The 25002-nt window shown below is 60.6% G+C and carries 8 protein-coding genes; 3 read left to right on the top strand and 5 right to left on the bottom strand.

Annotated features, from left to right (window positions below; all coding sequences use genetic code 11):
- The first annotated feature begins 29 nt into the window (after window positions 1-29).
- The gene (locus tag HER32_RS09160; protein ID WP_168681662.1) at window positions 30-2579 is read left to right on the top strand and encodes an FdhF/YdeP family oxidoreductase; all 2550 of its coding nucleotides are present in this window, start codon (window positions 30-32) and stop codon (window positions 2577-2579) included.
- Between the two features lie 29 nt (window positions 2580-2608).
- On the opposite strand, the gene HER32_RS09165 is transcribed toward HER32_RS09160, so the two are convergent.
- From HER32_RS09165 to HER32_RS09185, 5 genes are all read right to left on the bottom strand, one after another.
- The gene (locus tag HER32_RS09165) at window positions 2609-4888 is read right to left on the bottom strand and encodes a BamA/TamA family outer membrane protein (RefSeq protein WP_232066458.1); all 2280 of its coding nucleotides are present in this window, start codon (window positions 4886-4888) and stop codon (window positions 2609-2611) included.
- Between the two features lie 105 nt (window positions 4889-4993).
- Window positions 4994-10168, bottom strand: coding sequence for a translocation/assembly module TamB domain-containing protein (locus HER32_RS09170; protein WP_168681664.1), 5175 nt, complete (start codon window positions 10166-10168; stop codon window positions 4994-4996).
- 262 nt (window positions 10169-10430) lie between these two features.
- On the bottom strand, window positions 10431-10823 hold the full coding sequence (locus HER32_RS09175) for a RidA family protein (RefSeq protein ID WP_168681665.1): 393 nt from the start codon (window positions 10821-10823) through the stop codon (window positions 10431-10433).
- 100 nt (window positions 10824-10923) lie between these two features.
- A complete protein-coding gene (locus HER32_RS09180) occupies window positions 10924-11883 on the bottom strand; it encodes a helix-turn-helix transcriptional regulator (RefSeq protein WP_168681666.1) in 960 nt (319 codons plus the stop codon).
- Between the two features lie 180 nt (window positions 11884-12063).
- A complete protein-coding gene (locus HER32_RS09185) occupies window positions 12064-13344 on the bottom strand; it encodes a TPR end-of-group domain-containing protein (protein ID WP_168681667.1) in 1281 nt (426 codons plus the stop codon).
- Window positions 13345-13564: 220 nt separating this feature from the next.
- Between HER32_RS09185 and HER32_RS09190 the strand changes: the two genes are divergently transcribed.
- Window positions 13565-16303, top strand: a complete 2739-nt coding sequence (locus HER32_RS09190; RefSeq protein WP_168681668.1) for a 4-alpha-glucanotransferase — start codon at window positions 13565-13567, stop codon at window positions 16301-16303.
- A gap of 444 nt (window positions 16304-16747) precedes the next feature.
- Window positions 16748-24934, top strand: coding sequence for a right-handed parallel beta-helix repeat-containing protein (locus tag HER32_RS09195; RefSeq protein ID WP_168681669.1), 8187 nt, complete (start codon window positions 16748-16750; stop codon window positions 24932-24934).
- Window positions 24935-25002: the final 68 nt, after the last annotated feature.

The following is a 25002-nucleotide window of genomic DNA, read 5'->3' on the forward strand; positions in this document are numbered from 1 at the left end:
CCTCTCTCACCCTAGCTAGTTCCCGCCCCATGGAAGAGTCGCCTATCAACGACCCCGGCAAAGCCGGCAAACAGCACGAGCAGCAGGCGCAATTGGCGCCCAAAAGTGGGGAGCGGCCCGACCAGGGAACAGCCCCGACCAACGACCACTACCGCCCCGACCCGCAGATGGAACGCGACCAAAGCAGCATCCCCCCGCCCGATGTAGCCAATGCCCAGTACCACCACCCTGTACTGGCACAGCCGCCCGCGGCCCTAACGGGGCTGCGTCTGGAGGAGCCAGCCAAGGTGGCAGCTGGTATTACGGCGGTTATCAAATCCATGGAGTTCAGCTGGAGCGAGGGTGGCCTCAGCCGGGGTACGCGCGGGCTGCTGAACATGAACCAGAAGGATGGGTTCGACTGCTCCAGCTGCGCCTGGCCCGACCCCGACGAGCACCGCTCGGTGGCCGAGTTCTGCGAAAACGGCGCTAAGGCCACCGCCTCCGATGCCGACGAGCGAGCTGCCGGCCCCGAGTTCTTCGCCCGGCACAGCCTGGCCGAGCTTTCCCGAATGACCGACCGGGACCAGAATAATGCCGGGCGGCTCACGCATCCGCTGGTGAAGCGCCCCGGCGACAACCACTACTCCCCCATTGAGTGGCCCGAGGCCTTCCAGCTGATTGCCCGGGAACTGAATGCCTTGGACTCGCCCGACGAAGCCGTGTTTTACACCTCCGGCAAGGTGCCCAACGAGCCGGCCTTCCTGTTTCAGCTCTTTGCCCGGCAGTTTGGCACCAACAACCTGCCCGACTGCTCCAACATGTGCCACGAAAGCAGCGGGGCCGCGCTCAGCCCCACGCTGGGTCTGGGCAAGGGCTCCGTCACGCTCAATGATATTCACGAGGCCGAGGTTATTCTGATTATCGGCCAGAACCCGGGCACCAACCACCCGCGCATGCTCACGGCCCTGCAGAAAGCCAAGCGCAACGGGGCGCAGATTATTGCCATCAACCCGCTGTTCGAGGCTGGCCTGAACCACTTCCGCAACCCCCAGGACTTCATGAACCCGCTCCGGGCCCTGGGCGCGCTGATGGGCGATGGCACCCCGATTACCGACCTGTTTTTGCAGGTGCGGGTGGATGGCGACATGGCCTTGCTGCGGGGCATTATGAAGCACCTGTTCGAAGCCGAGGACCTGAACCCTGGTCAAGTGGTGGACCGGGCATTTATTGCCGAGTTTACTACGGGCTTTGAGTCGTTTGAACAGAACATCCGCAATACCAGCTGGGAGGACATTGAGGAACTCAGCGGTATTTCGCGGGCCCAGCTGCTGGAAGCGGCCAACCTGCTGGCCCGCAAGCAGAAGATTGTGACCTGCTGGGCCATGGGCGTGACGCAGCAGCGCCAGGGCGTGCAAACCATCCAGGAAATCGTGAACCTGCACCTGATGAAAGGGGCCATTGGCAAGCCCGGGGCGGGCACCTGCCCGGTGCGCGGCCACTCCAACGTGCAGGGCGACCGGACCATGGGCATCTGGGAGCAGCCTACCAAGGTTTTTCTGGATGCCCTGGGTAAGGAGTTCAACTTCACCCCGCCCTACGAGCACGGCCTGGATACGGTAGAGTCCATCAAGGCTATGTACAAAGGCAAAACCAAGGTGTTCTTTAGCCTGGGCGGCAACCTGCTGGCCGCGGGCCCCGATACCGAGGTTATTGCCGAGGGCATGCGCAAGCAGAAGCTCACGGTATTTGTGGGCACCAAGCTCAACCGTGGCCACCTCACCACCGGCGAAACCAGCCTGCTCCTCCCCTGCTTTACCCACGCCGATGTAGATATGCAGAAGTCGGGGCACCAGATGACGAGCTGCGAAAACTCCATGGGCATCGTCAGCCAGAACAAGGGCGTGCTGGTACCGCTACCGGGGCAGATGATGAGCGAGGTGGCTATTCTGGCGGGTGTGGCCATTGCCACCCTGGGCAACCGCACCAACATTGCCGACTGGGTAGCCATGACCGAAAACTACGACGTCATCCGCGACCATATCAGCCGGGTAATTCCAGGCTTTGAAAACTTCAACGAGAAGCTGCGACGGCCAGGCGGGTTCTACCTACCCAATGGCCCACGTGAACGAAAGTTCACCACTGCAAACGGCAAGGCTAACTTCAGTACAACGGAGCTGGAAAAATACGCTCTGGAGCCGGGCCAGCTGGTGCTGATGACGGTGCGCAGCCACGACCAGTTCAACACCACCATCTACGACTACAACGACCGGTACCGCGGCATCCACGGGGAGCGGCGCGTACTGTTCATGAACCGCCAGGACATGGCTGAGCGGGGCCTGCACGCCAAAGATCTGATTGACATCACAAGCCACTTTAAAGGGGAGCAGCGCACGGTGGAGAAGTTTGTAGCGGTGCCTTACGACATCCCCCGGGGTAACGTAGCCGCTTATTTCCCTGAGGCCAACCCCCTGGTACCTGTAGGCAGCGTAGCTAAAAAGAGCAACACCCCCACTTCCAAATACGTGGTAGTGACGGTGGCGCCAGCGCACAAAACCGTGGGTGCCCCGCTGGAAGTCCGGCTTGCTGCCGAGGCGTAACCAGGCTCAGCACTTTACCCAGGCTACTGCTAGAAGGGGTAGCCGATGGCCAAGTTGGGCACCAGGGACTTGCTGCCCCCCGTGCCATAGGGCGTCCGCAGTGGGTAAGCCACGTCCAGCCGCACCACGATGAACTCGATGTCGACGCGCAGGCCCACGCCGGCGCCTACGGCCAACTCCTTAAAGAAGGAGTTAAACTGAAACTGCCCGTTGCGGCCATCGGGTGTAGAGCGGGTGGGGTCGGGGTTCACCAGCCACACGTTGCCGGCATCCACGAACAAGGCGCCCTTCACGTAGGGAAACAAGTCCTGACGGTACTCGGCGTTGGCCTCCACGCGCACGTCGCCCACCTGGTCGTAGAAGCGGGTTACTCGTTCCGTGGTGTTGGTGGGCCGGTAAGTGCCGGGGCCCAATTCGCGGGGCAGGAAGGCCCGCACACTGTTGGGGCCGCCCGCGCCATACTGCTTCAGGTAGGGCAGTACGCGGGAGTTGCCGTAGGGCATGCCCAGGCCTACCAGCAGGCGGGTGGCTATCTTGTTCCCGCTCCTGGGGTCGGGGGTGATGCGGTAGTAGTTGCGCACTTCCACATCGAACTTCCCATACTGCGAAAACTCCTGGCCGAACACTTCCTTCTGGCCGGCCGCGTTGGGTTTGCCCAGCAGGCTGGCCAGGGCCCCGGAGCTTTCTACGCCTCCGCTGAAATAGAACTGGTTGCGGCGCTGCTCATACACCTGCGTATTATAGGTGTAGGTGTACGAGCTGGCCGGAATGAACTGCTGGCGGAACGAGGCCGCCAGAAACGGGCGTTCCTGTAGCAGCTGCGCAAACACCCGGGTGGTATCGGCCAGCCGAATGTATTGCAGGTCGACGGGCTTGAAGTCGTGCTGGTTGGTGATTTTGGTTTTCCAGCTGTAGCCGTAGTTCAGGTTGAAAAAGTCTTCCCGGAAGAAATCCTGGCGCGTCACGTACTTATAGCCGGCCCCAAACACGGTGCGCGGCTGAAAGTCAGACTCCCGAAGCTTGATGTCGAAGGGCGCAATAAAGCGCGGTACCAGCAGCTGGCCATTCACGCCCAGTTCGTAGGAGGTGAGGCCAAATACCGGCAGCTTTTCTCCAGTTTCGGGGTCGGTGCCCGAGGCGCCGGTGCGGGTTTCAAAAGAGCCCACCACGTTCAGGAGTAGCTGTTCGGCCCCGCGCAACGCCGACCTATCCCGGTACTGAATGGTGAAGCCTGGCCCGGTAAAGCCGCTGGTTTTCTTTACCAGCTGCACCTCGGCCCGCACCGACTTCTTCTTGAGCTGGGTCATGCGCACGTAGGCGTTCAGGAAGCCGTAGCCCAGCGAATCGGGCTTCTGCCGGGAAGGGCGAAACTGAATGTCCACGAACTTGAAGGTTCCCAGGCTCATCAGGCGGCTTAGGGTCTGGTCGTGGCGGCGGCGGCGGTACAGGGAGTCGGGGTAGAGAAATGTAGCGCCCGTAATGGCCCGCGCCTTGAAGACCTTCTCATCCGGCACGTAGCGGTACTTCCGGAAGATGATGGCGTCTTCCCGGGTAGTGGTATCCGTCAGGCCGTAGCGGGTGTTCAGGGTCACGCGGTTGAGCACGTAAGGCTGCACGGCGTTTTCGGGCACGGAGCCCTTCACCTTGATGAACACATTCACCTGGTTGTGCTGGGTGCTGTCGACTTCGTAGAGCAGGTAATCGGGCGAGAAGTAGTAGTAGCCGCTCTGCTTCATCTGGTCGTCGATGCGGGTGCGCTCGGTAATCAGGGTATTCAGATTGTACGGTTCTCCTACCTTCAGCAAGGAGCCAGCCTGCGTTTTGCGGATGTCGCGGTCGACCAGGGTGTCGCGCTCGGGGAAGTGAATTTCCTTGATGGTGTAGGGTCGCTGGATATTGGCCGTGTACTCGATAGTGGCCGTAGCTCCTTTAGCCTTCACCGGGCTCGAAACCTGGGGCGCGGCAAAGTAGCCGTTGTTGTAGAGGCGGTTTATCATCAGCCCCTTTACCTTGGTAGTATCTACCTGACTAATCAGCACGGGGGCCTCGCCGTAGCGGTCGGCCAGAAACTTGCCCAGGCCCTTTTTCTTGCCCTGGCCCATGTGCCAGAAGTAGAGCTTGGGCCGCAGCCCCAGGATGGAGGCATTAGGCTTGGGCCGGATAACTGATTCCAGCTCGGTGGATATTTCGGCCTCGCGCGGAATGGTGTAAGCCGACTTCAGCTTCACGGTGCTGCCCGTGTAGAGCTTATCCCCCTCGGGCACAAAGCGGGTGCCGCTGCATCCGGCCAGCCATAACCCGGCCAGCAACAGCCCCAGCCGAAGCCCGGCCCGACTGGTACGAGTTGAAGTAATAAGAGCACCCCTCGACTGCATCTGCGTCATCCGTTCAAAAATCCTTGTCAATCTGTGGTCTTAGTTCAGGGCGTTGTTCTTGAGCGTGTCGGCCTCGGCCTTACGCTCGTCGCGGCGGGCGCGGCGGTCAGTGCGCACGGCTTCCTTCACTTCCTGCGGGGGTTTGGCAAACAGCTCCTGTAGGCTGTTGTAGTCGCGCTGGAAGATGAGGGCCGCCCCGGTGCGGGCAAAGGGCCCGTCGATATCCTGGTAGGCGTTGTCGCGGAAAGCACGCAGGCGCAGGCGTCCATCGGCCAGGATGTTGTACTCCACGCTCACGTTGCCGGCAAACTGGCTGGTGGCGGCGCTACCCTGAGAAAGTTGGTTGCCGGAGTTGCCTCCCAGCGGTACGTCGGTACCGAGGCGCACCGTCACCCGCTCGTTGAACAGCTGGCGGCGCACGGCCACATTCAGGTCGGTGCGGTTGGTTTGCTCCCCGCTGCCTTCTACCGCCGTGTAGGAATTCACGCCCAGCTCCAGCCCTACGCCGGCCAAGTATTGCCCGGTGAGGTTATTGAGCTGGTCGGTGAGCACCTGACTGGCTGAGCCGCGCAGCTGGTTGCCTACGAAGGTGCCGGGGCCCGCGGTGCTCTGCAGAGGATTGTCGGCCAGAAAGCGGCCTAGCACCATCAGGGCAAACACCTGCTTGTTCAGCTCGTTGGTCTGGCTGGGCTGACGTAGCTGCTCCAGCTTGGCCCGCACGGGCTCGGCCACGGCGCCGGTAGTAGTTTCCGGGAGGCGAATGTCGAAGCCGATAGTAGGCTTGAGCAGCTGGTCGGTTACGTTCAGGTACACCTCAAAAGGCAGGCGGTTGCGCGAGAGGTTACTCAGGGTGGGGTCCCCTTCGGTCTGGTTGGCAATCAGGTCAGCGGCAACGGCCTGCACCTTGTAAATAGCCGACACGTTTACCTGCGCGTTGTACGGGTCGCCGGTCCACACCAGGTAGCTACCCTGGCCAATGACAAACTTGCGCTCGGCCAAGTCGTAGAGCGACATTTTGTACTGGCCCTCCGTCACGTTCAGGCGGCCCACCAGGGTCTGGGCGCCGCGCTCATCCAGCTTGGCGTCCAGCTGTCCTTCGGCCCGCACCCGCAGGTTGTCGCCGGAGGCCTCGTCAATCACCACGGTGAAGGGCGTACGGTCCGTCACGGTGATGTTGGCCTGCACGTCGTAGCCCGTGGCTACCAGGGAAGAGTCGATGTCGGCTACTTCGCGCACCAGCGCCGAGTCTACCTTGGGCGCATCCTTATCCACGAAGATGACAATGCCTTCGCGCTCCACTACGACGGGGTCGTCGGAGGGCACCACCACCGTCAGGTCGGAGCCATCGGCCACGGTGGCGCGGGTGCTCACCTGGGGGCGGTAGAGGAAGCCCGTCACGCGCGTATCCGAGTCAACGAACAGCTTACCGTAGTAAAGCGGGTTGTCGCGGCGGGTGCTTTGCACGGCCAGGAAGTTGTTGGTCTTGGCCCGCAAATCAAACCGGTATTGCCCCACGGAGGCCAGGCTGCGGGCCGGCACGATGTAGCCATTCACCAAGGCCTTGTTACCAAGGGAGTCGATGATGGCGAAGTTATCGAAGTGCAGCCCCCGCTCATCGAGCACCAGCTCCTCCTCCGATAAGCGGAAGGGTGCCCCCAACTGAGAAAGGGTGAAACCGGCATTTCGGAAATGCACGTTACCGCGCAGCTGAGGAGCGGCCGTGGTACCCCGGATGGTGAGCGGCCCGCTGAGGGCACCCGTCATCTCGCGCAGCTGCCCGGCCGAGAACGGCTCAATGGTTTTCAGCTGCAGCTGGTTGAGGTCTACATCCAGGGAAATTTCCCCCGAGCCCAGGTAGTAGCCGGTCGCCAGCACGTCGTTCTGGTCGGGTCCGCCCGTGAGCGAGGCCACCACGTCGTAGCGGTTGGCGGTCTGGTTTACGGCCTGCAGGGCTACGTTGCCCAGGATATACTTATTGTAGGCAAAGTCCGTCAAATCCAGGTCGGCGGTGAAGGTCTGGCCGGTGCGGCCCAGGTTGTACACCACGGCATCCCCATTGAGGGTGCCGCCCACCAGGGAGTCCTGCAAGCCCGCGGCCCGACCCAGGCCGTAGAGGTCGAAGTTGCCAATCTGCACCTGCAGCGGGTTGCGGGCACCCGACAAGGTTTGCAAGGACAGGAAACGCTCGGCCCGGCCCGTGTAGCTGAGCCGCACGTTCTGCGCTTCTATGTTGCCGGTGCTGGTGGTGTAGCGCACGAAGTTGTTGGGCAGGGCCGTCCACTCTTTGCCGTCCACCATCACCTGCTGCCCAAAGCTGAACTGGTAGGCCGCTCCGCCGTTGAGCACCTGCAAAACGCCCGGCAGGTTAAGCCGCTCTACCGAGTCCGACTCGGCAATGCGCACCCGCGTGCCAATCTGGTTGTTGGCAATGCTGCCTACTACCGAAGGATTGGGAATGCGCAGGGTGGTATCCTGCCGTACCTGGTCGAGGGCCACGGAGTAGTCGAGCTTCTGCGGGTCGGAGCCCACGCGCAGCTTCAGGGAGTCGAAGGTGATGCCCTGGTAGCGCATGCGGGCCACGTCGGAACGCACCGTCAGGCTGGCGGCGCGGCTGTCGTAGGCGCCATTGGCCTGGAAGGGCGTAATGCGCGTGAGGCCCGGCAGCAGCTTGGGCAGAAGCTTGGTGCCCGACTGCGGAACCGTAACATTGAAGGTAAACTGCCGGGCTGCCGGGCTGGGCCGGAACTGGATGCCCGGCAGATCGAAATACCGGTCGATGTGGCTCTGCAGCTCAGTTACCATGTCACCCAGGCGAGTGTTCCCCCGGATAGTAGCCTGCAGGATGCTGGAAGCAAAATCCACTTCGGTGCGGCCGGTTTGCTGCAGGAAGCGGGCGTTGAGCGTGTCCAGCGGAATCAGCTGGTTGTTGAGGTTGATGGCCACGCCGGTGCCTTTCACGGTACCATTGAGCGTGTTCAGGTCCGAACCGCGCAGGTTAGCATCGAGGTTGCCCTGCACCCGCAGGTCACCCCCGGAGTAGAAGCCGAGGGCCGTAAGATTCAGACTCTGCACGTTGCCGCTGAAAGCGTACTGCGGAGCGTTGGGGTTGCGCAAGTCCACGGTGCCCTTGATGGCGAAGGCCGCGTTGGCGTCGCCGGTGCTGCGGGCATCGATATCGTACTGCTGACCCCGGATGCCCACTTTTGCGTCGATGTTACTATAGGTATAGTTACCGTAGCGGGCTTTGGTGAGCTTGGCCGTGAGCTGCCCTTGCATGGTTTCGGGGTCGAAGCCCCGGCCAGCGTAGGTACCGCTGCCGGTAATCGGGCCGATATCAGGCTGGCGCAGCAGCTTGCCCAGCTGAAAGTTGCTGAGGCTGAACTTGGCGTTGAACGGCTCCTGCCCCGCCGGACCCGGCTTCATGGTGGCGGCAATGGTAGCGCCGCCAAACGAGGTAGCAGTCTTCAGGTTCAGGGCCAGGTCGTTGGCCGTGGGCCGCCCGCGCACGGTGCCGCTCAGGGTCGCGCGGTCGGGCAGGTTGATAACGTCTTCCGGGATGAGGCCGGCGGGCAGAATGTCATTTAAGTCGCGCTTGGTGGTGGTCAGCTGCCGGATGTTCAGGTCGGTGTACAGACGTCTATCCGTATTCGGCAAACCCTGAATGCGGCCCGAGCCGCGCACGACGGTGTTGCGCAAGCCCACAATTTCCAGGTCGTTGAGCGTAAAGTTGTTCAGCCGCCCATTCACGCGCCCGCTCAGCAGCACCGATTGGTTGGCGCCGCTGGTAAAGGGCTTTTCGGTGATAAGGTCGGGAGCCAGGTACAGGATGTCGCGGAAGCCCAGGCGGGTGTTGCGCAGGTCGGCCTCCATCCGCATCTTGCCCAGCTGCTTCATATCCGAGAGCATGCCCAGCGAGTCGAAACCAATGGCCAGGGTGCGGCGGATGCGGGTATGCGGGGTAATCAGATCGAGGTCGTCGAGGCGGATTTGTACCGAGTCGTATACCACGTCGGCCTGGGCCTTATCTACCCGGAAGCCACTTTGCTCCCGTCCGCGCAGCAGGTCGATGCGGCCGGTGGTGCGGTTTTCGGTGTACACCAGGTTGCGGGTGCGCAAAGCCAGGGAGTCAAACAGCAGGTGGTTGTAGTCCATGGCGGCCAGCCGGGTGCGCTGCCGCTTCTCATCCACATTATCAAAGGCAAACCGCAGCCCACTGATATCCGACTGCTTGAGGGCCACGCGCCAGGAGGTGGCAGCGCCCGTAGTCTGCGACACAGCCGAGTCGAGCTTCTGCACCGCTTCGGCCGGGTTGATGACGCGCTGCGCCACCGGCACGTTCTCGTTCTGGGCGTAGCTAACCTCGGAGTTGCGCAGCGTGAGGGAGTTCAGGTCGATACGCTGCCGGATCAGGTCGATGTTGTCGGCCGTGACTTCGCCCTGCCCGATGCGGGTTTTGATGTACTGGCGCGAAGGGTCGTTGCGGTAGTTGAGGGCTACGTTGTCGAGCGTAGCCTTCTCCAGCCCGAAGGTGAGGGTGAGGGGCTCGGCGGGCGTATCCGGCGGCACCTTGGTTTGGGTAATATTCAGGGCCGTGTTTTTCAGCGCTACCGACTCTATGCGGTAGATGCTGCGGTCTACGTCCACCTCATTCATGGCCACGGCCAGGTCTCCTACGCGGGTGCGCACACTCATGCCATCTACCTGGTCGTTATAGGTCAGGTACACATTCTGCAAGTGGGCGTCGCCGATGTCATACTTAAAGCCGCCCGTGGAGTCGGCGGCCGTGGTCGTGGTGGTGTCGCCGGTGGCAAAAGCCGCCAGGATGTAGTCGAAGTTATACGTTGAGTCGGGCTCGGTGCGGCTGATATGCACGGTGCCATCCACCAGCTCCACAGAGCTGACGTTGATCTGCGACTTGGTAAGGGCCCACAGGTCGATGCCCACGGCCAGCTTGCCCACCGAAAGCAGGGTGTCGCCTTTCTGGTCTTCGAGGTACACGCCATCCAGGGCCAGACCGTGGCGCCAGTCGGTGCGGAACTTGGCAATGCGCACCTCCGTGCCAATTTTATCCTGGAGGTAGCCAGCGGCTTTGCGCGCGGCGAAGTCCTGAACCGAAGGCAATTGCAGGGCCACAATTACCCCAACTACGAGCACCAGCACAAAGGCCAGCAGCCCGAGCACAACATAGAGCGCGCGCCGAACGGGAGTAGACAAAGAGTTGATAACGCGAGAAGTTGGAAGGGTTTCGGCCTTCCCAACGGAATTTTGGCCTTTGAGGTTAGGGTCGGGCTTAAACTCCCCGGCCGAATGCCCTTTCCCGCCCCCACCCACTCTTTTTAGTTCCGGTTGCCCATAACAAGTAGTACACCGCGCATTGGGTACACCGGCAAAAAGCCCGTCCACTTCCTCACCTAGGTAAGGAGCAAACGGGCTTTCTGTGGCGATCGGGCGTCAGGGTGCCTGGTGGCCCAGGCGCTTATTTCACTACGGTAGCTTCCAGCTCCACGGTTAAGGAGGCAAACAGGCCTTTAACTTCCAGCAGCGTCGTAGCTTGTTTGATGCCGTGTTTGATTAACCACGCCTGGTAGATGTCGGTGCACGTGGCGAAGAACTCGGCTACGGAGGTCGTGTATACATTCAGCCGCACGATTCCTCCGCACTCATACCCGGCCTCACTGATCAGCTGCTCCAGGTTCTGAAAAGTTTGCTGCAGCTGGCTGCGCATGTCGGCGGAGCTGGGCTGGCCTTCGGCATCCAGGGCTACCTGCCCGGAGCAGTAAAGAGTGCCAGTCGGCTGCTTGATTTCAACGGCTTGTACGGAGTTGGTGTACTGTCCCCATTTCCAGGGGTCTACGAGGTGCTTTTCCATTGCTTGGGATTTGTCATATCAAGTGTCCCTCACTCAACGAAACAAAGGTCCAGCCACCAACTGACAGCCCTATGTCAGCATGTTTTCGACCCGTAAAAATTTATTCAGGCTGGCAAAAGAAGTCGTGTGCCCGCTGAGCCAGCGCGCGGAGTGGAGCTGACAGGGCCCTGGGCTCCACAATAGTCAGGGCGCCGGCGTAGGGCAGCAGCCAAGTGGCCAGATACGGCAGCTCGCCGATAAACAAGGTCATTTCGAGTTGCCCATCAGGCAGGTGCTGCTCGTAGGCCCAGCCGTACTGATGCTTGGTGTCGTGCAGATGCTGGACCAAGGCCGGCAACAGAGCCGCTGGCTGGAACCGGAGTACCACCCGTTCGCGCGGGCGTCGGCTGGCTTCCGCGGCCCAATGCTGCTGCTGCAGGTCGGGCCGCACTACAAAGCTTTCCGCCCTTAGCTCCAGGCCCAGGATGCGGTCCAGGCGAAAGTTGCGGATAGTCTGGCGTAACCGGCAATAGGCCACCACATGCCAATGCCGGGTAAGGAAGAGGCTGATGGGCTCGATGTCGCGGGTGGTTGGAGCCTGGTTTTCGGCCGTTTGGTAACGCAGACTTACCACGTGGTGCATGGCAATGGCCGCCACCAGCTGCTGATAAGCCGGCGGCTGGCCGGCTTGGCGAGGGCCAAGCACCTGAATGTGCGGGGCAAGCCGGTCGAGGTGGTCCCGGTCGGGGCGGCGCAGCACGGCGCGCACTTTGTCCATAGCGGCAGAGCTGAGTTGGGCCGTGGGCGCGTCGGTAAGGCGGCCGGCCAGCTTTTCGGCTGTAAGCAGGGCAGTGGCTTCCCCGCGGGTAAACATGACGGGCGGCAGGCGGTAGCCCTCGGCCAGGGAGTAGCCAATGCCCGGCTCGCCGAGCAGCGGTACCCCGGCTTCTGCCAAGGTGCGCAGGTCCCGGTAGATGGTACGCAAGCTCACCCCAAACTGCTCAGCCAATGCGGCCCCGCTTACTTTGCGTTTGGCTTGCAGCTGGATGAGTATGGCCGTAACGCGGTCGAATCGGTTCATCGGTACACAAAGAAGGCTCCCACTAGCTGCTTGAGCAATGCATGAGCTTTACTGCTGGGGCTGCTATAAGCCCCCAACGAGGGAAGCCGTCTGCAATAACCGAAGAAGCCTCCGAAACCATTCACCGGCTGGGGCCAGGTAGGGTTCCGGAGGCTTTCAGGCAAGAACTGCCCGCTAAATTTAGTTGCGACTCAGGGCTTTTTGGGCGTAACCACTTTTTGCCAGGAACGCGGTGGCATCCTTCAGATTAAGCATATCGGCTACGGCCTGTTTCTTGTCGGGAGCCTGCTCGTAATAGGCTTCGCAGATTTTGTAGCCGATGTAGTAGCCAAGGTCGCAGGGCCGCTCGGCAGTTTCTTCCTGGGAGTTGGCAATCCAGTGGCTCCAGTCTTTTCCGCCCATTTCTTTTTCAAACTCCGCCCATAGCTGCTTTTCGTGGGCATCACCGTACGTAAACAGCCGGGGGTTGGCGCCTTTTGTTTCGCTCACTAGCCCCGCCAGGAAATCGGCCATGCCCTCGTTGATGGCCGCGTGCAGCAGCGTCCCGTTGCCATCAAGCTGGATGTTGTGAATCATTTCGTGTACCACCACAATGGGTAGCTCCTCAATGGGCCCCAGGCGGTTACGCTGCACCATAGAAAGCTCCGCCGTTTTCACCCCAGCGCCTCCTGCCGACTGGTCGGTGCCGAGCAGCAGACCCGTGCGGCTTACCGTCCCGCCTGAGTTGTAGCCCCCTATCAAGAAGTACACATCCGAAAATGTAGCGGCTGGGTACAGGGCCTTCAGCCGCTGGAAATACCCCAGCACGCGCGGCTTCATACCTTCCAGGGCCAGCGTAGTAGGCCGGATAGAGGCATAGAACTGGGGCTTGCGCCGGATACCACGCACAAACCGGGGCACGTTGTAAATCCGGGAGGCGTAATAATCCTCCAGCCCCGGCGAGGCTTTGGCGAAGTAGTATTTCTGATATATCTCAGCGGCGTGGGCTGTGTCGCGCTGGGCCCGGTCGTAGGCCTGCCAGAAGTGGTCGATGTCCGTCGTCACGAGCCTGACATCCTCGGGGCGGCTGATGACGCGCTGGTTGGCGGCCGTCCGGGCTACGAGCTTCTCCCAGTTCTTGTCGGTGTGGAGCAGGGCTAGGTCGGTGTCGTTGCGCAGGTTGTTGGCATCGTCGAAACCGGCTGCTATGGATTTCTCTAGGTATTTGCGGGCATTGTTGGCGTCGCCTTGCAGCCCGTAGCAGCAGGCCTCGTTGTAGAGCGCCGTAGCGCGCTGCCGGCGCAGGGCCGTTTTTTGGCGGGCCGCCAGATGGTAGGTTGCCGCACTGGCTTGGTACTGCTTATTGGTGTACTGCCTTTGCCCCACGCGCAGCAGGGAGTCGACGGCGAGGGGGCGCTGGGCAAACGTCGTGAGGCTCGTCAGGCAGCAGGACAGTAACAACGCAACGGATGAGGTCTTCATAGCGGTGAAGAGTAGTAAGAGCTGAAACTAATACTTAAAAGTAGATACCCCTCCTCTGGGTGCAAGGCTATTCACCCGTTTATGTGAGTAAAAAGGGGTGGGCATAGTCTGTCAGCAGGCCTGCTCCCGTATGATGCGACGAATTCTGCCCACGAAGTAGCGCACCGGCCCCGGTAGGCTATTATCTTTCGGCCTTATTACTGCCTCATTTGTCCTGCCTATGTTGCTTCAATTCACAATACCCTTCCGCACCGACTGGGGCCAACGCCTCGTGGTGTGCGGTAACCTGCCCGAGCTGGGCAGCTGGCAGGCCGGGCAGGCACTGCCCCTGCATTACCAGCCCGATACGGGTATATGGACAAGTACCCTCACGCTCCCCGATACGGAGCTGAACCTAGAGTACAAGTACCTGCTGCTGGATGAGCGCGACGGGGGTACTCACTGGGAATGGGGCGCTAACCGGCAGGAAGTAGTGGCGGAAGGCCAGTTTCAACAGGTAATCCTGGAAGACTTCTGGCGGGCCCCGGCCCAGCCCGAAAACGAACTGCACACGGCCGCCTTCACCCGTGCCCTCATGCGGCGCCCCGGCGGTGCCGGCCAACAGCCCCGCTCCACGGCCCGGGTAGCCCACTCCGTCGTGCGCTTTCAACTGCCGGCACCGCGCGTAGATACCAACCACCAGCTCTGCGTATTGGGCTCCGATGCAGCCCTGGGCAACTGGGAAGAGCGCAAAGCAGTAGTGCTGTCCGACCGCGACTACCCCACCTGGTGCGTGGATGTGGCCCTGGAAGACGCGGCCCGCCCGGTGTACTATAAGTATGGTATCTGGGACGCCGCGGCCAGAAAAATCATCCACCTCGAAGAGGGCGACAACCGCGTGCTGCTGCCCGGGGCCCACAAGCACACCTTGCGGGTGCGCCACGACGAGCATTTCCGCTACCCCACGGGGCCTTGGCGCGGGGCCGGGGTGGCTTTGCCGGTGTTTGCCCTGCGCAGCCGCAGCGGGCTGGGCGTGGGCGAGTTCACTGACATTCAGCTGCTGGTAGACTGGGCCAAGCTCACGGGTCTGAAGATGGTGCAGATCCTGCCCATCAACGACACCACGGCCACCCACACCTGGGTCGACAGCTACCCCTACGCGGCCATTTCGGTGTTTGCCTTGCACCCCATGTACCTCTCGCTCGACGCCATTGCGCCCCTAGCCGATGCCGCGCATCAGCAGGAGTTGCAGCAGCTGCGCGAGGAGCTCAACCAGCGCGACTTCGTGGACTATGAGCCCGTGATGCAGGCCAAGTGGAAGTTTGCGCGCCTGCTTTACCAGCAGGAAAAGGCAGCGTTTCTGGCTTCGCCCGATTTCCGGCAGTTCCTGGCCGAGCAGCAAAGCTGGCTGGTGCCCTACGCGGCCTTCTCGGCCTGGCGCGACCGGTTCGGCACGGCCGACTTCGAGCAGTGGCCTGCCGAGTTCCGCACGCCGCCCACGTACGAGCAGATCATCAACTTCGACAGCCCCGAGTTCGACGAGTACGGCCTGCATTTGTTCACCCAGTTTCATCTTGATCTGCAGCTGCGTACGGCCGTGGAGTACGCCCGCTACCACGGCGTGGTGCTCAAAGGCGACTTGCCCATCGGCATCTACCGTCACTCCGTCGATGCCTGGACCCAGCCGGAGCTCTACCACATGGACCGCCAGGCCGGGGCCCCACCAGACGACTTCTCGGTGACGGGGCAGAACTGGCGCTTCCCGACGTACAACTGGCAGCGCATGGCCGAGGACGGCTATGCCTGGTGGCGCCAGCGCCTCACCCACCTTTCCCGCTACTTTGATGCCCTGCGCATCGACCACATTCTGGGCTTTTTCCGCATCTGGGAAATTCAGGGCGACTCGGTGGAGGGCCTGCTGGGCCGCTTCGCGCCGGCCTTACCCCTGCACCGCGACGAAGTGCGCGCGCGGCTGGGCTGGTTTGATTATCCGCGCCTCTGCGAACCGTACATCCGCTGGCACATGCTCCGCGACATCTTCGGCGGGGAAGCCGACGCCGTGCGCCAGGAGTTTCTGGAAGAAGCGGGCTACGAGGCCTTCCGGTTCCAGGACCATGTGCGCACCCAGCGTCAGATTGAAGCCGTCTTTGAGGAGAAGCTCCGCACCCAGCCTGAACGGACAGAGGCCCTGCGCCGGATACGCGACGGCCTCTATCGGCTCGTAAACGAAGTGCTTTTCCTGGAAGAGCACAGCACGTATGGGCAGTACCTGCATCCGCGCATCACCCTGCAGCACACGTATTCGTTCCGGGAGCTGGACGAGGAAACCCGCCACCGCCTGTGGGATCTGTACCTCGACTTCTTCTACCGCCGCCACGAAGACTTCTGGCGCCGTCAGGGCCTGGTGAAGCTGCCGGCCGTGCGCTACGCGACGGATATGCTCATCTGCGGCGAAGACCTGGGCATGGTGCCGGAATCGGTGCCGGGCGTAATGAAAGCCCTGGGCATCTTGGGGCTCAACATCCAGCGCATGCCGGCCGACCCTAAAACCGAGTTTGGCCACCCCAATTCCGCGCCCTACCTCTCCGTGGTCAGCCCTGGCTCCCACGACATGAGCACGGTGCGCGGCTGGTGGGAGGAGGACCGGGCCAAAACCCAGCGGTTCTTTGAGCAGATACTGGGCCACTGGGGCGAGCAGGCCCCGCACTTCTGTGAGCCTTGGGTAGCCCAGGAGCTACTGGTCCAGCACTTGTACTCGCCGGCTATGTGGGCCATTTTCCCCATTCAGGACCTGCTGGCCATTGATGCCGACCTGCGCCGGGAAACCCCCCAGGATGAGCAAATCAACGTTCCGGCTAACCCGCAGCATTTCTGGAAGTACCGCCTGCACCTACCCCTGGAGCAGCTGCTGGAAGCTTCGGTGTTTAACGCCCACCTGCACCACCTCATGGCCGCGAGCGGCCGTGAGCAAGTTTATTAACCACTCGTAAGGTCACCAGTGCCCATTCCCGAATAGCCGGGCAGCCTGATCAGGTATCAGGCTGCCCGGCTATTTTTCTTTTGCCGCCCGGGGCATGCCAACTGCTTTATCACGTTTAAAGCATACAAATTCTTTTCATACTATCATTTAAAAACCAGCTCGTTGGATCTTTTCTCTAACGTATTACTGTTCAGCTGCCTGTATTGTGTACTTTTGCAGCCATTTTCAAAATTTGAATAACTGTGCAGAGCATTTTATAGACCGTCGGGCTGGACTATCCGGCTCCTTGAATATTCAAAAAGCACAGTGCTTACGTCAACCCGCCTACACCGGCATTGACCGGGCGAACCGAACTATTGGTCGAAAACATCCCGCGCTACCCGCGTGTACCCTGCAAATTTGCTTCCCACTTTCTATTGCTTCATCACTTCTCAATAATCATCCATGAAAACACTCTTACGTTTGTGGCTTCTGCTGCTGGCCGCTGTGCCGCTCGGGGCCAAGGCGCAGACTGGCTTCGGAGAGGAAACCATTGCGCCTATGCCCAATGCTCCGCGGCTGCCGAAAAAGGCAACCGCGCCCCTCACCCGCCAACAGGTAGCGGCAGCGTGCTTGGCCACGACCAACCTGGATTTTGGTGCCCGCACCGACAACGAGGACTGGCAGAACCGCCCGGCCTTCATTGTAGGTGGGGCACCCAACAACACCACCATCAGCACCCAGGGCACCTACCAGGAGCCCAGCGCCGATGAAACCAGCCTGTACATCAAGCCGGCCGCCACGGCCCCTACGGCTATTCCCAAGTCGTTGTTCTGGTATACGGACTATCTGACGAATACCAATTCGACGACGGAAATTACGTTCAACTTCAACCGTCCGGTTAACAACTTCTCGTTGACGATTGATGATATTGACCGTAACAACAGCAACTACATCGACGCCGTAACCTTCCTGGCTACGCAGGCCGACGGCACCGTGCTAAGCTTGAACAGCACCGCCGATGCCACGGTGGCCCTGACTAACGCGGCCTATACCAGCCGCACGGACAACACCATTACGGCGCTGCAACAGAACGTGGACGGGCAAACCAATGGCACGGCTTCGGTTACGTTCAACAAGCCGATTGTCAAGCTGCGCATTATTTATCAGAACACCATTCCCGCTTCTGTTGGGCTGCCAGGCGTACAATACATTGCGCTGCGCAGCATGACGTGGTGCACCCAGGCCAACGTGGCCACCACCCTCTCGGGCCCGGCCAATGCCCGCACTGGAACTACCGTGACTTACACGGCCACTACCACGGCCAGCGGTGACTATGCCGCCACCGGCGTGCAGCCGAAAGTGCAGTTTACGCCCGGCTTGGCGCTGAGCACCTTCCCCGCGGGCAGCACCTATGTGCAGGCTACCGGCGTCCTCACGCTGCCCCTGATCAACACCCTGGCGGTGGGAGCTACCAGCACTTCGACCATCACGTTCGTGATGCCCAACTCTACCGTGAACGGAACGGCCAGCAGCACCATTTCGACCGATGACGCTGACCCCCTGGACAACAATGGAACCGCGGCAGCGGCCAAAGTAACCACCATCACGAACACGCCCCCCGTCCCCGTAAACCTGAGCTCCTCGGCTCGGCGTAACGTTAAAACCGCCTTGTTCCCGCTGTCCGCCACCGACGTGGACAACGATGCCATCACGTTCTACACTCTCACGCAAGCCAGCCTCACGTCGCTTAATGCCCGTGGCACACTTTACGTGAACAACACGGTTGTAAACAGCACCAACTTTCCTAACCTGCGGCTTACAGCTGCTGAGGCAGCGGCATTGTTCTTTCAACCTACTACCACTGCTACGCTCGGTAACATTGCCTTTAACTACACCGCTACCGACGCAGCTGGCAACGTAAGCACAAGCAACGGCACGTACACCATCAACATCACGAGTTCGGCCCCGCCGGTAGCCAACGATGTGACGACAACCAGCATGTCCAGTGCTGCCGCCGCCACGTCTATTTCTGCTTTGTCGGCTACGGATGACGTCGCTGTCATTTCGTACCAGATTTCAACTCTGCCCAGCACCGGCACGCTGTTTTACAACACGGGCACCAACGGGACTTCCGGCACCTACCAAGCCGTAACGGCCGCTAATCTTCAGGGCGGCACTTCGCAGCTGAACCTGACCACGGCTCAGGCCGGAACGCTACGCTACGACCCCTCGGGCACGGTAACGGGTAACGTAACGTTCACCTTCACGGCCACGGACGCAGAAGGTGGCTACGACCTTACGCCGGCTACGTACACCATTCCACTGACTAACACGGCACCTACCGCCATTGGCGGTACCAACAACACCATAGCACTGACTGCCCCGAGTACGCTCTTTGCTTTTAACCGTCCCTCTTTGCAGGGCTCTGACCCCGACGGTACCATTGCCTCGTACACCATTACTTCCGGCTTGCCTACAAGTGCGCAAGGCACGCTGTACTACTCGCTGGACGAGAACAACTACACGGCCATCACCACCTCCACCGTTATTCCGGCTGGTGCTTTTCTGTATTTGTACACGGGTACCTCGGTAGCTGGTGACTTTACGCTGAACCTGCAGTTCCGGGCTACGGATAACAGTGGCACGGTGAGCAGCAACACGGCCACCTATACGGTACCTACCGTGGTGCGGCCGGTAGCGGCCAACGTTACCAATGCCTCCATCCTCAGCAGCGCTAATCGCACCAACATTGCGGCAGTAAGCGCTACGGTGGTAACGGGTAGCTCGATTTACAGCTACATCTTCAGCACCGTCCCCGACCCGGCTACGCAGGGCACGCTTTACTACCTGGTGAACGGCACGCCTACCGCCATCACGGCCGGCCAGGAAATTACGGCCGCTGCCCTGGGCACCCTGAGCTTTGACCCGATTGGGACCAATACCAACACGGTTACGTTCACCTACACGGCACGCGCCAACTCTGCCACGGGCTCTACCGACCTGAGCCCCGCCACCTACACTATTCCGATTACCAACGTAGCGCCAGTAGCGGCGAACGTGACGAGCAGCCCGGCCGTTGCCCGCGGCAGCGTGCAGGCGGCTATCAGCGCCCTGTCGGCGACGGACGCCGATGGCACCATTGCCTCGTTCCAGCTCTCGAGCCTGCCCACCAGCGGCACACTGTTTTACAACAACAACGCCGATGGCAGCAGCGGCTCGTACGTAGCCGTCACGGCTGCCATGCTCAACGGCGGTGGCTCGCAGCTGAACCTGACGGCCGCCCAGGCCGCTTCGCTCCGGTTCACCCCGGCCGCCGGCTCGACCCTGGCCAGCGTTACGTTCACCTACACGGCCACCGACAACTCCGGCACCCAGGACGCTACGCCCGCTACCTTTACCATCCCGCTCAGCAACGTAGCACCGGAAACGGCCAACGTAACGGCTCCGAGCATGCCCAGCAGCAATGGTCCGACCAGCATCCCGGCCTTCTCGGGCTCGGATGCCGATGGGACCGTGACGGGCTTCCGCGTCACCTCGCTGCCCAGCACGACCACCGTAGGCACGCTCTCGATCTTCGATGGCACAACCCGCACCACGGTCACCAGCAACACCATCGTGACCCTGGCTCAGGCCAGCCAGCTGCAGTTTGACCCCTCGGGCGCCGGCAATGGCACCTTCACTTTCAGTGTTGCTGCTATTGACAATGATGGCAGCCAAGATGCCACTCCGGCTACTTATACGCTGGTGCTGACCAACACGGCTCCTGTTGCTACCAATACGGTTAACACGGCTACTATCGCCAGCAGTGCTGGTGCTACTAACCTGGATACGCCGATTGCCACTGACCCAGACGGTACGATCAGCACATACACGCTGTCGAACATTCCGGCCTCTACACTCGGTACGCTTTCTTACCTGCCTGCTGGTGGCACCCGGACACCTATTTCGGCGACCATCACCATCTCGAGAACTGAGGCTGCTACCCTACAATTCGACCCCTCGGGCACGAGCAACGCACCAGTGGTATTCAACTTCCTGGCTACCGACAACAACGGTGCTACTTCGAACACGGCTACGTTTACCATCAACCTGGGCAACACCGACCCAGTAGCGGCGAACGTGACGAGCAGCCCGGCCGTTGCCCGCGGCAGCGTGCAGGCGGCTATCAGCGCCCTGTCGGCGACGGACGCCGATGGCACCATTGCCTCGTTCCAGCTCTCGAGCCTGCCCACCAGCGGCACACTGTTTTACAACAACAACGCCGATGGCAGCAGCGGCTCGTACGTAGCCGTCACGGCTGCCATGCTCAACGGCGGTGGCTCGCAGCTGAACCTGACGGCCGCCCAGGCCGCTTCGCTCCGGTTCACCCCGGCCGCCGGCTCGACCCTGGCCAGCGTTACGTTCACCTACACGGCCACCGACAACTCCGGCACCCAGGACGCTACGCCCGCTACCTTTACCATCCCGCTCAGCAACGTAGCACCGGAAACGGCCAACGTAACGGCTCCGAGCATGCCCAGCAGCAATGGTCCGACCAGCATCCCGGCCTTCTCGGGCTCGGATGCCGATGGGACCGTGACGGGCTTCCGCGTCACCTCGCTGCCCAGCACGACCACCGTAGGCACGCTCTCGATCTTCGATGGCACAACCCGCACCACGGTCACCAGCAACACCATCGTGACCCTGGCTCAGGCCAGCCAGCTGCAGTTTGACCCCTCGGGCGCCGGCAATGGCACCTTCACTTTCAGTGTTGCTGCTATTGACAATGATGGCAGCCAAGATGCCACTCCGGCTACTTATACGCTGGTGCTGACCAACACAGCTCCTGTTGCAGTGAACACGACGCATACACCTAACATCAACAGCACCTCAACAACTCAAACGCTGCTAGATGACTTGGTGGCTACGGATGCGGACGGCACCATTGCTTCGTATCAGCTGTACTCCTTGCCCACCAGCGGCACGCTCTATTACCCGGCTAATGCCGACGGAACAGGCACGCGGGTAGCGGTAACCAGCGCCATGCTGGTAGGTGGCGGCTCGCAGCTGAACTTGTCGGCCTTGCAGGCAGGAAATTTGTACTTCACTCCCTCGGGCACGACCAACACTTCCGCAACGTTCACGTTCGGCGCTACGGATAACCAGGGGCTGACTTCCAACACGGCTACTTACACCATTCCGTTCAACAACGCATTGCCAGTAGCCACGTCTTATACCATGACGACGGCTATTCTGAGCACCAGCGGCCCAACGGCTATTCCAACCCTGGCAGCTACGGATGCGGATGGTACCATTGCCTCGTATCAACTCACGAGCCTGCCTGCTAATGGCACGTTGTACTACAACAACAACGTCAACGGCACCAGCGGTACGTATGTAGCCATTGTAGCTGCAAATCTGCCCGGTGGGACGGATCCACTTTCGCTGACGCCTGCTCAGGCGGGCACGCTGAAGTATGATCCTACTGGCAACTTCCCGGTTACCAACAACCAGATTGCTAGTGACGCTTTCCAATTCACAGCTACCGACAACACCGGCGGCGTGGATGCAACGCCTGCTACGTACAACGTGCGGGTACAGGAAAACGACACAGAAGCTGTGTACTCCTCGCCAAACACCTACGCTCAGGCTGCCGTTACGGCTGGCTCGACGGTAGCAACGGTGACGGATGCAGACGGTACCATTACCTCGGCAGTGCTTGCCAACAGCACCACGCTGCCTTCGTTCCTGACGCTGCAAGCCAACGGTACGGTAGTTATCAATAGCAACCCCGTTGTATTAGGCACTTACACCTTTAGTGTAACAACAACAGACCAACTGGGCGGTGAGACAACCAGCGCTGTTACGGTTTCCATCACGAATGCTGCTCCTGTAGCTCAGAACGTGACCAATACTCCCGACATGCTGTTCTCTGCTGCTGCTACCAGCATCCTGCCACTACAGGCTACGGACGCCGATGGCACCATCGCAAGCTACACGCTGTCGAATCTGCCTTCTGCTGCTCAGGGTGTACTTTACGTAGGCACAAAGGTGGTAAACACCACCAACTTCCCTGGCTTGGTGCTGACGCCTACTGAGGCTACGCAGCTTCAGTTCGACCCTACCTCTGGCTATGCTGGCATTGCCACTTTCAACTACACGGCCAAGGATAACGACGGTACTGTTTCGAACACGGCTACCTACAGCATCCCGGTTGAAGCCCCGAATACCATCAACGGCTTCGTGTTTGAAGACAAGAACTATGGTGGTGGCACGGGCCGTAGCCTGACGGCTTCCAACGGCGCTGTTCGTCCTGGTGCTACGGTAGAACTGTATTACGCCAACGGCAACCCAGTTATCAACTCGACTACTGGCAAGATCCTGTCGATGGCTACGGATAACACCGGTGCTTACACCTTCGACAACCTGCCCGCTGGCAGCTACACGGTACGCGTCGTAAACAGCACTGTAACGAGCAGCCGCTCAGGTGCTATTAGCTCGCTGATTGGGGTGCAAACCTTCGTGAATGGTGACGGCTCGAAAGTAGGTGGTACAACACCCGCTTCGGTTGACGGCAACGCGAACACCGGCACGCAGACGCTGGCTCAAGTAGGCGTTACGCAATCTGTAACTACGGTTTCGGTTAATAATGGCGCTGTACTGACTTCCATTGACTTTGGCTTCAACTTCGATGTGGTGGTAAACACCAACAACGCTGGCCAAGGCTCATTGCGTCAGTTCGTTACCAACAGCAACGCGCTGGACAACAACAACAGCAACACCAGCACCACCGACGACCTGAACCAGGTTGGCCAGACGGCCGGTATTGAGACGTCCATCTTCATGATTCCCGTTGCGCAGCTAACCACCACCACGGGTAGCAGCAAAGCAGCCTTCATCCAACTGACCTCGGCACTTCCTTCCCTGGATCCACGTACGGCCATCGATGGCTCAACGCAGACCACCAACATTGGCAACACCAACGCCAGCGTTTCGTCTAGCTCGACGGGTCCCGAAGTAATTGTTAGCCTAAACAGTGTAAACGGCAGCGTGTTCTCCCTGAACGGGGCTGACATCCTGATTAATGGCATGGGTATCTTGGGCGCTAACGTTAGCAACGCCAACCTTGCTTCGGCCACTAACACTACTGGCTCGGGTGTTTACATCAATGCAAACAGCGACCGGGCTGTCATCAGCAATTCGACCATCTACGGCAACCGCCGCGCTGGTATCCTGGTCAATGGTGCTTCGAACGTACAAATCCTGAACAACATCGTTCAAGACAACGGGGCAACCACCACACCTACGAATGCTAATGCTAATGGTATTGCTCTATTCGGAGCCGACCAAGCTACCCTCACGGGCAACTTGGTCAGCAACAACGCTGGCTACGGCATCCAGATGGGTTTGAACATTGCAACTACGCCGACGCTGCTGCCGAGCAACAACACGCTCACGGGCAACATCATCAGCGGCAACGGCGCCGGGGCGGGCACGCAGCGCGCGGGCCTGGCGCTGGTCGCCAACGGTACGGGCAACCTGTTGCTGCAGAACACCTTCTCGGGCAACGCCGGCGACGGTATCCTGGCCACGGCCGGTACCACCAACCGCTTCTCGCAGAACACGTTCTCGGGCAACACCGAGCAGTCCATTGACCTGATGAATGGCACCAACAGCGGCAGCGTAACGGTTAACGATGACCAGGACGGAGACGCGGGGGCGAACAACCTGCTCAATTTCCCCGTCTTCACGCAGGCCACCATCAGCAACGGCAAGTTGCAGGTAACGGGCTTTGCCACGGCCGGCGCCACCGTCGAACTGTACCTGGCCAACCCCGGTACAGGCGAGACCTTCGGCGAAGGCGGCACCTTCCTGGCCACGTTTGTGGAAGGTAGCGCCCAGGACCCGGAGAACCGCTACGGTGACTACGACAACACCCAGGGCAAGGAGCTGCGCCAGCAGCGCTTCATGTTCGCCCTGGATTTGAGCACGGTGTCGGCTTCGCTACGGGCCGCTATTCTGGCCAACGGGGCCCGGGTCACGGCCACGGCGACGCTAGCGGTGCAGGGTACGTCCGAATTCGCTGGCAACACCATCATCTCCAATGGTCCGCTGCCGGTTGAGCTCACGCGCTTCGAGGTGGCTGCCGTAAACCAGGATGCTCAGTTGACTTGGCAGACCGCCATTGAGAAGAACAACGACCACTTCGCGGTGGAGCGCAGCTTCGATGGCCGCAGCTTCGAGCAGATCGGTCAGGTACAGGGCAACGGGACCACCACCAGCGTGCACACCTATGCATACACCGATACGCGCATCGGCCAGCAGCACGCGGGCACGGTGTACTACCGCCTCAAGCAGGTAGACACCGATGGCAAGTTCCGCTACACCGACACCCGCACCGTGAGCTTCGCGGGCCGGGCCGTAGCCGGAGCCGTGGTACTTTACCCCAACCCCGCCACGACGCAGTCGACGTTGGATTTGAGCATCCTGCCCAGCGGTGCTTATCAGGTTACGCTGGTGGACATGGCCGGCCGCATCATCCGCACGGTATCGATGCAAGGGGGCTTGACGTCTACCCTGGACGTGCGCGACCTGGCCGAGGGCACCTACACGGTGCTGGTGCGCGGTCAGCAATCCACGCATAACCTCAAGCTGGTCAAGCGCAACTAAGCACGCCAGCCTTCTTCCGAAAAGGGCCTCACCAGTTGGTGAGGCCCTTTTTTTGTGCTCATCGTTAC

Source organism: Hymenobacter sp. BT18, assembly GCF_012273015.1.
In the GTDB taxonomy this organism is placed as follows: domain Bacteria; phylum Bacteroidota; class Bacteroidia; order Cytophagales; family Hymenobacteraceae; genus Hymenobacter; species Hymenobacter lutimineralis.

Coding starts and splice junctions, on each gene's coding strand:
- HER32_RS09160 (WP_168681662.1), top strand. CDS start 30: ATGGAAGAGTCGCCTATCAACGACCCCGGCAAAGCCGGCAAACAGCAC.
- HER32_RS09175 (WP_168681665.1), bottom strand. CDS start 10,823: ATGGAAAAGCACCTCGTAGACCCCTGGAAATGGGGACAGTACACCAAC.
- HER32_RS09180 (WP_168681666.1), bottom strand. CDS start 11,883: ATGAACCGATTCGACCGCGTTACGGCCATACTCATCCAGCTGCAAGCC.
- HER32_RS09185 (WP_168681667.1), bottom strand. CDS start 13,344: ATGAAGACCTCATCCGTTGCGTTGTTACTGTCCTGCTGCCTGACGAGC.
- HER32_RS09190 (WP_168681668.1), top strand. CDS start 13,565: ATGTTGCTTCAATTCACAATACCCTTCCGCACCGACTGGGGCCAACGC.
- HER32_RS09195 (WP_168681669.1), top strand. CDS start 16,748: ATGAAAACACTCTTACGTTTGTGGCTTCTGCTGCTGGCCGCTGTGCCG.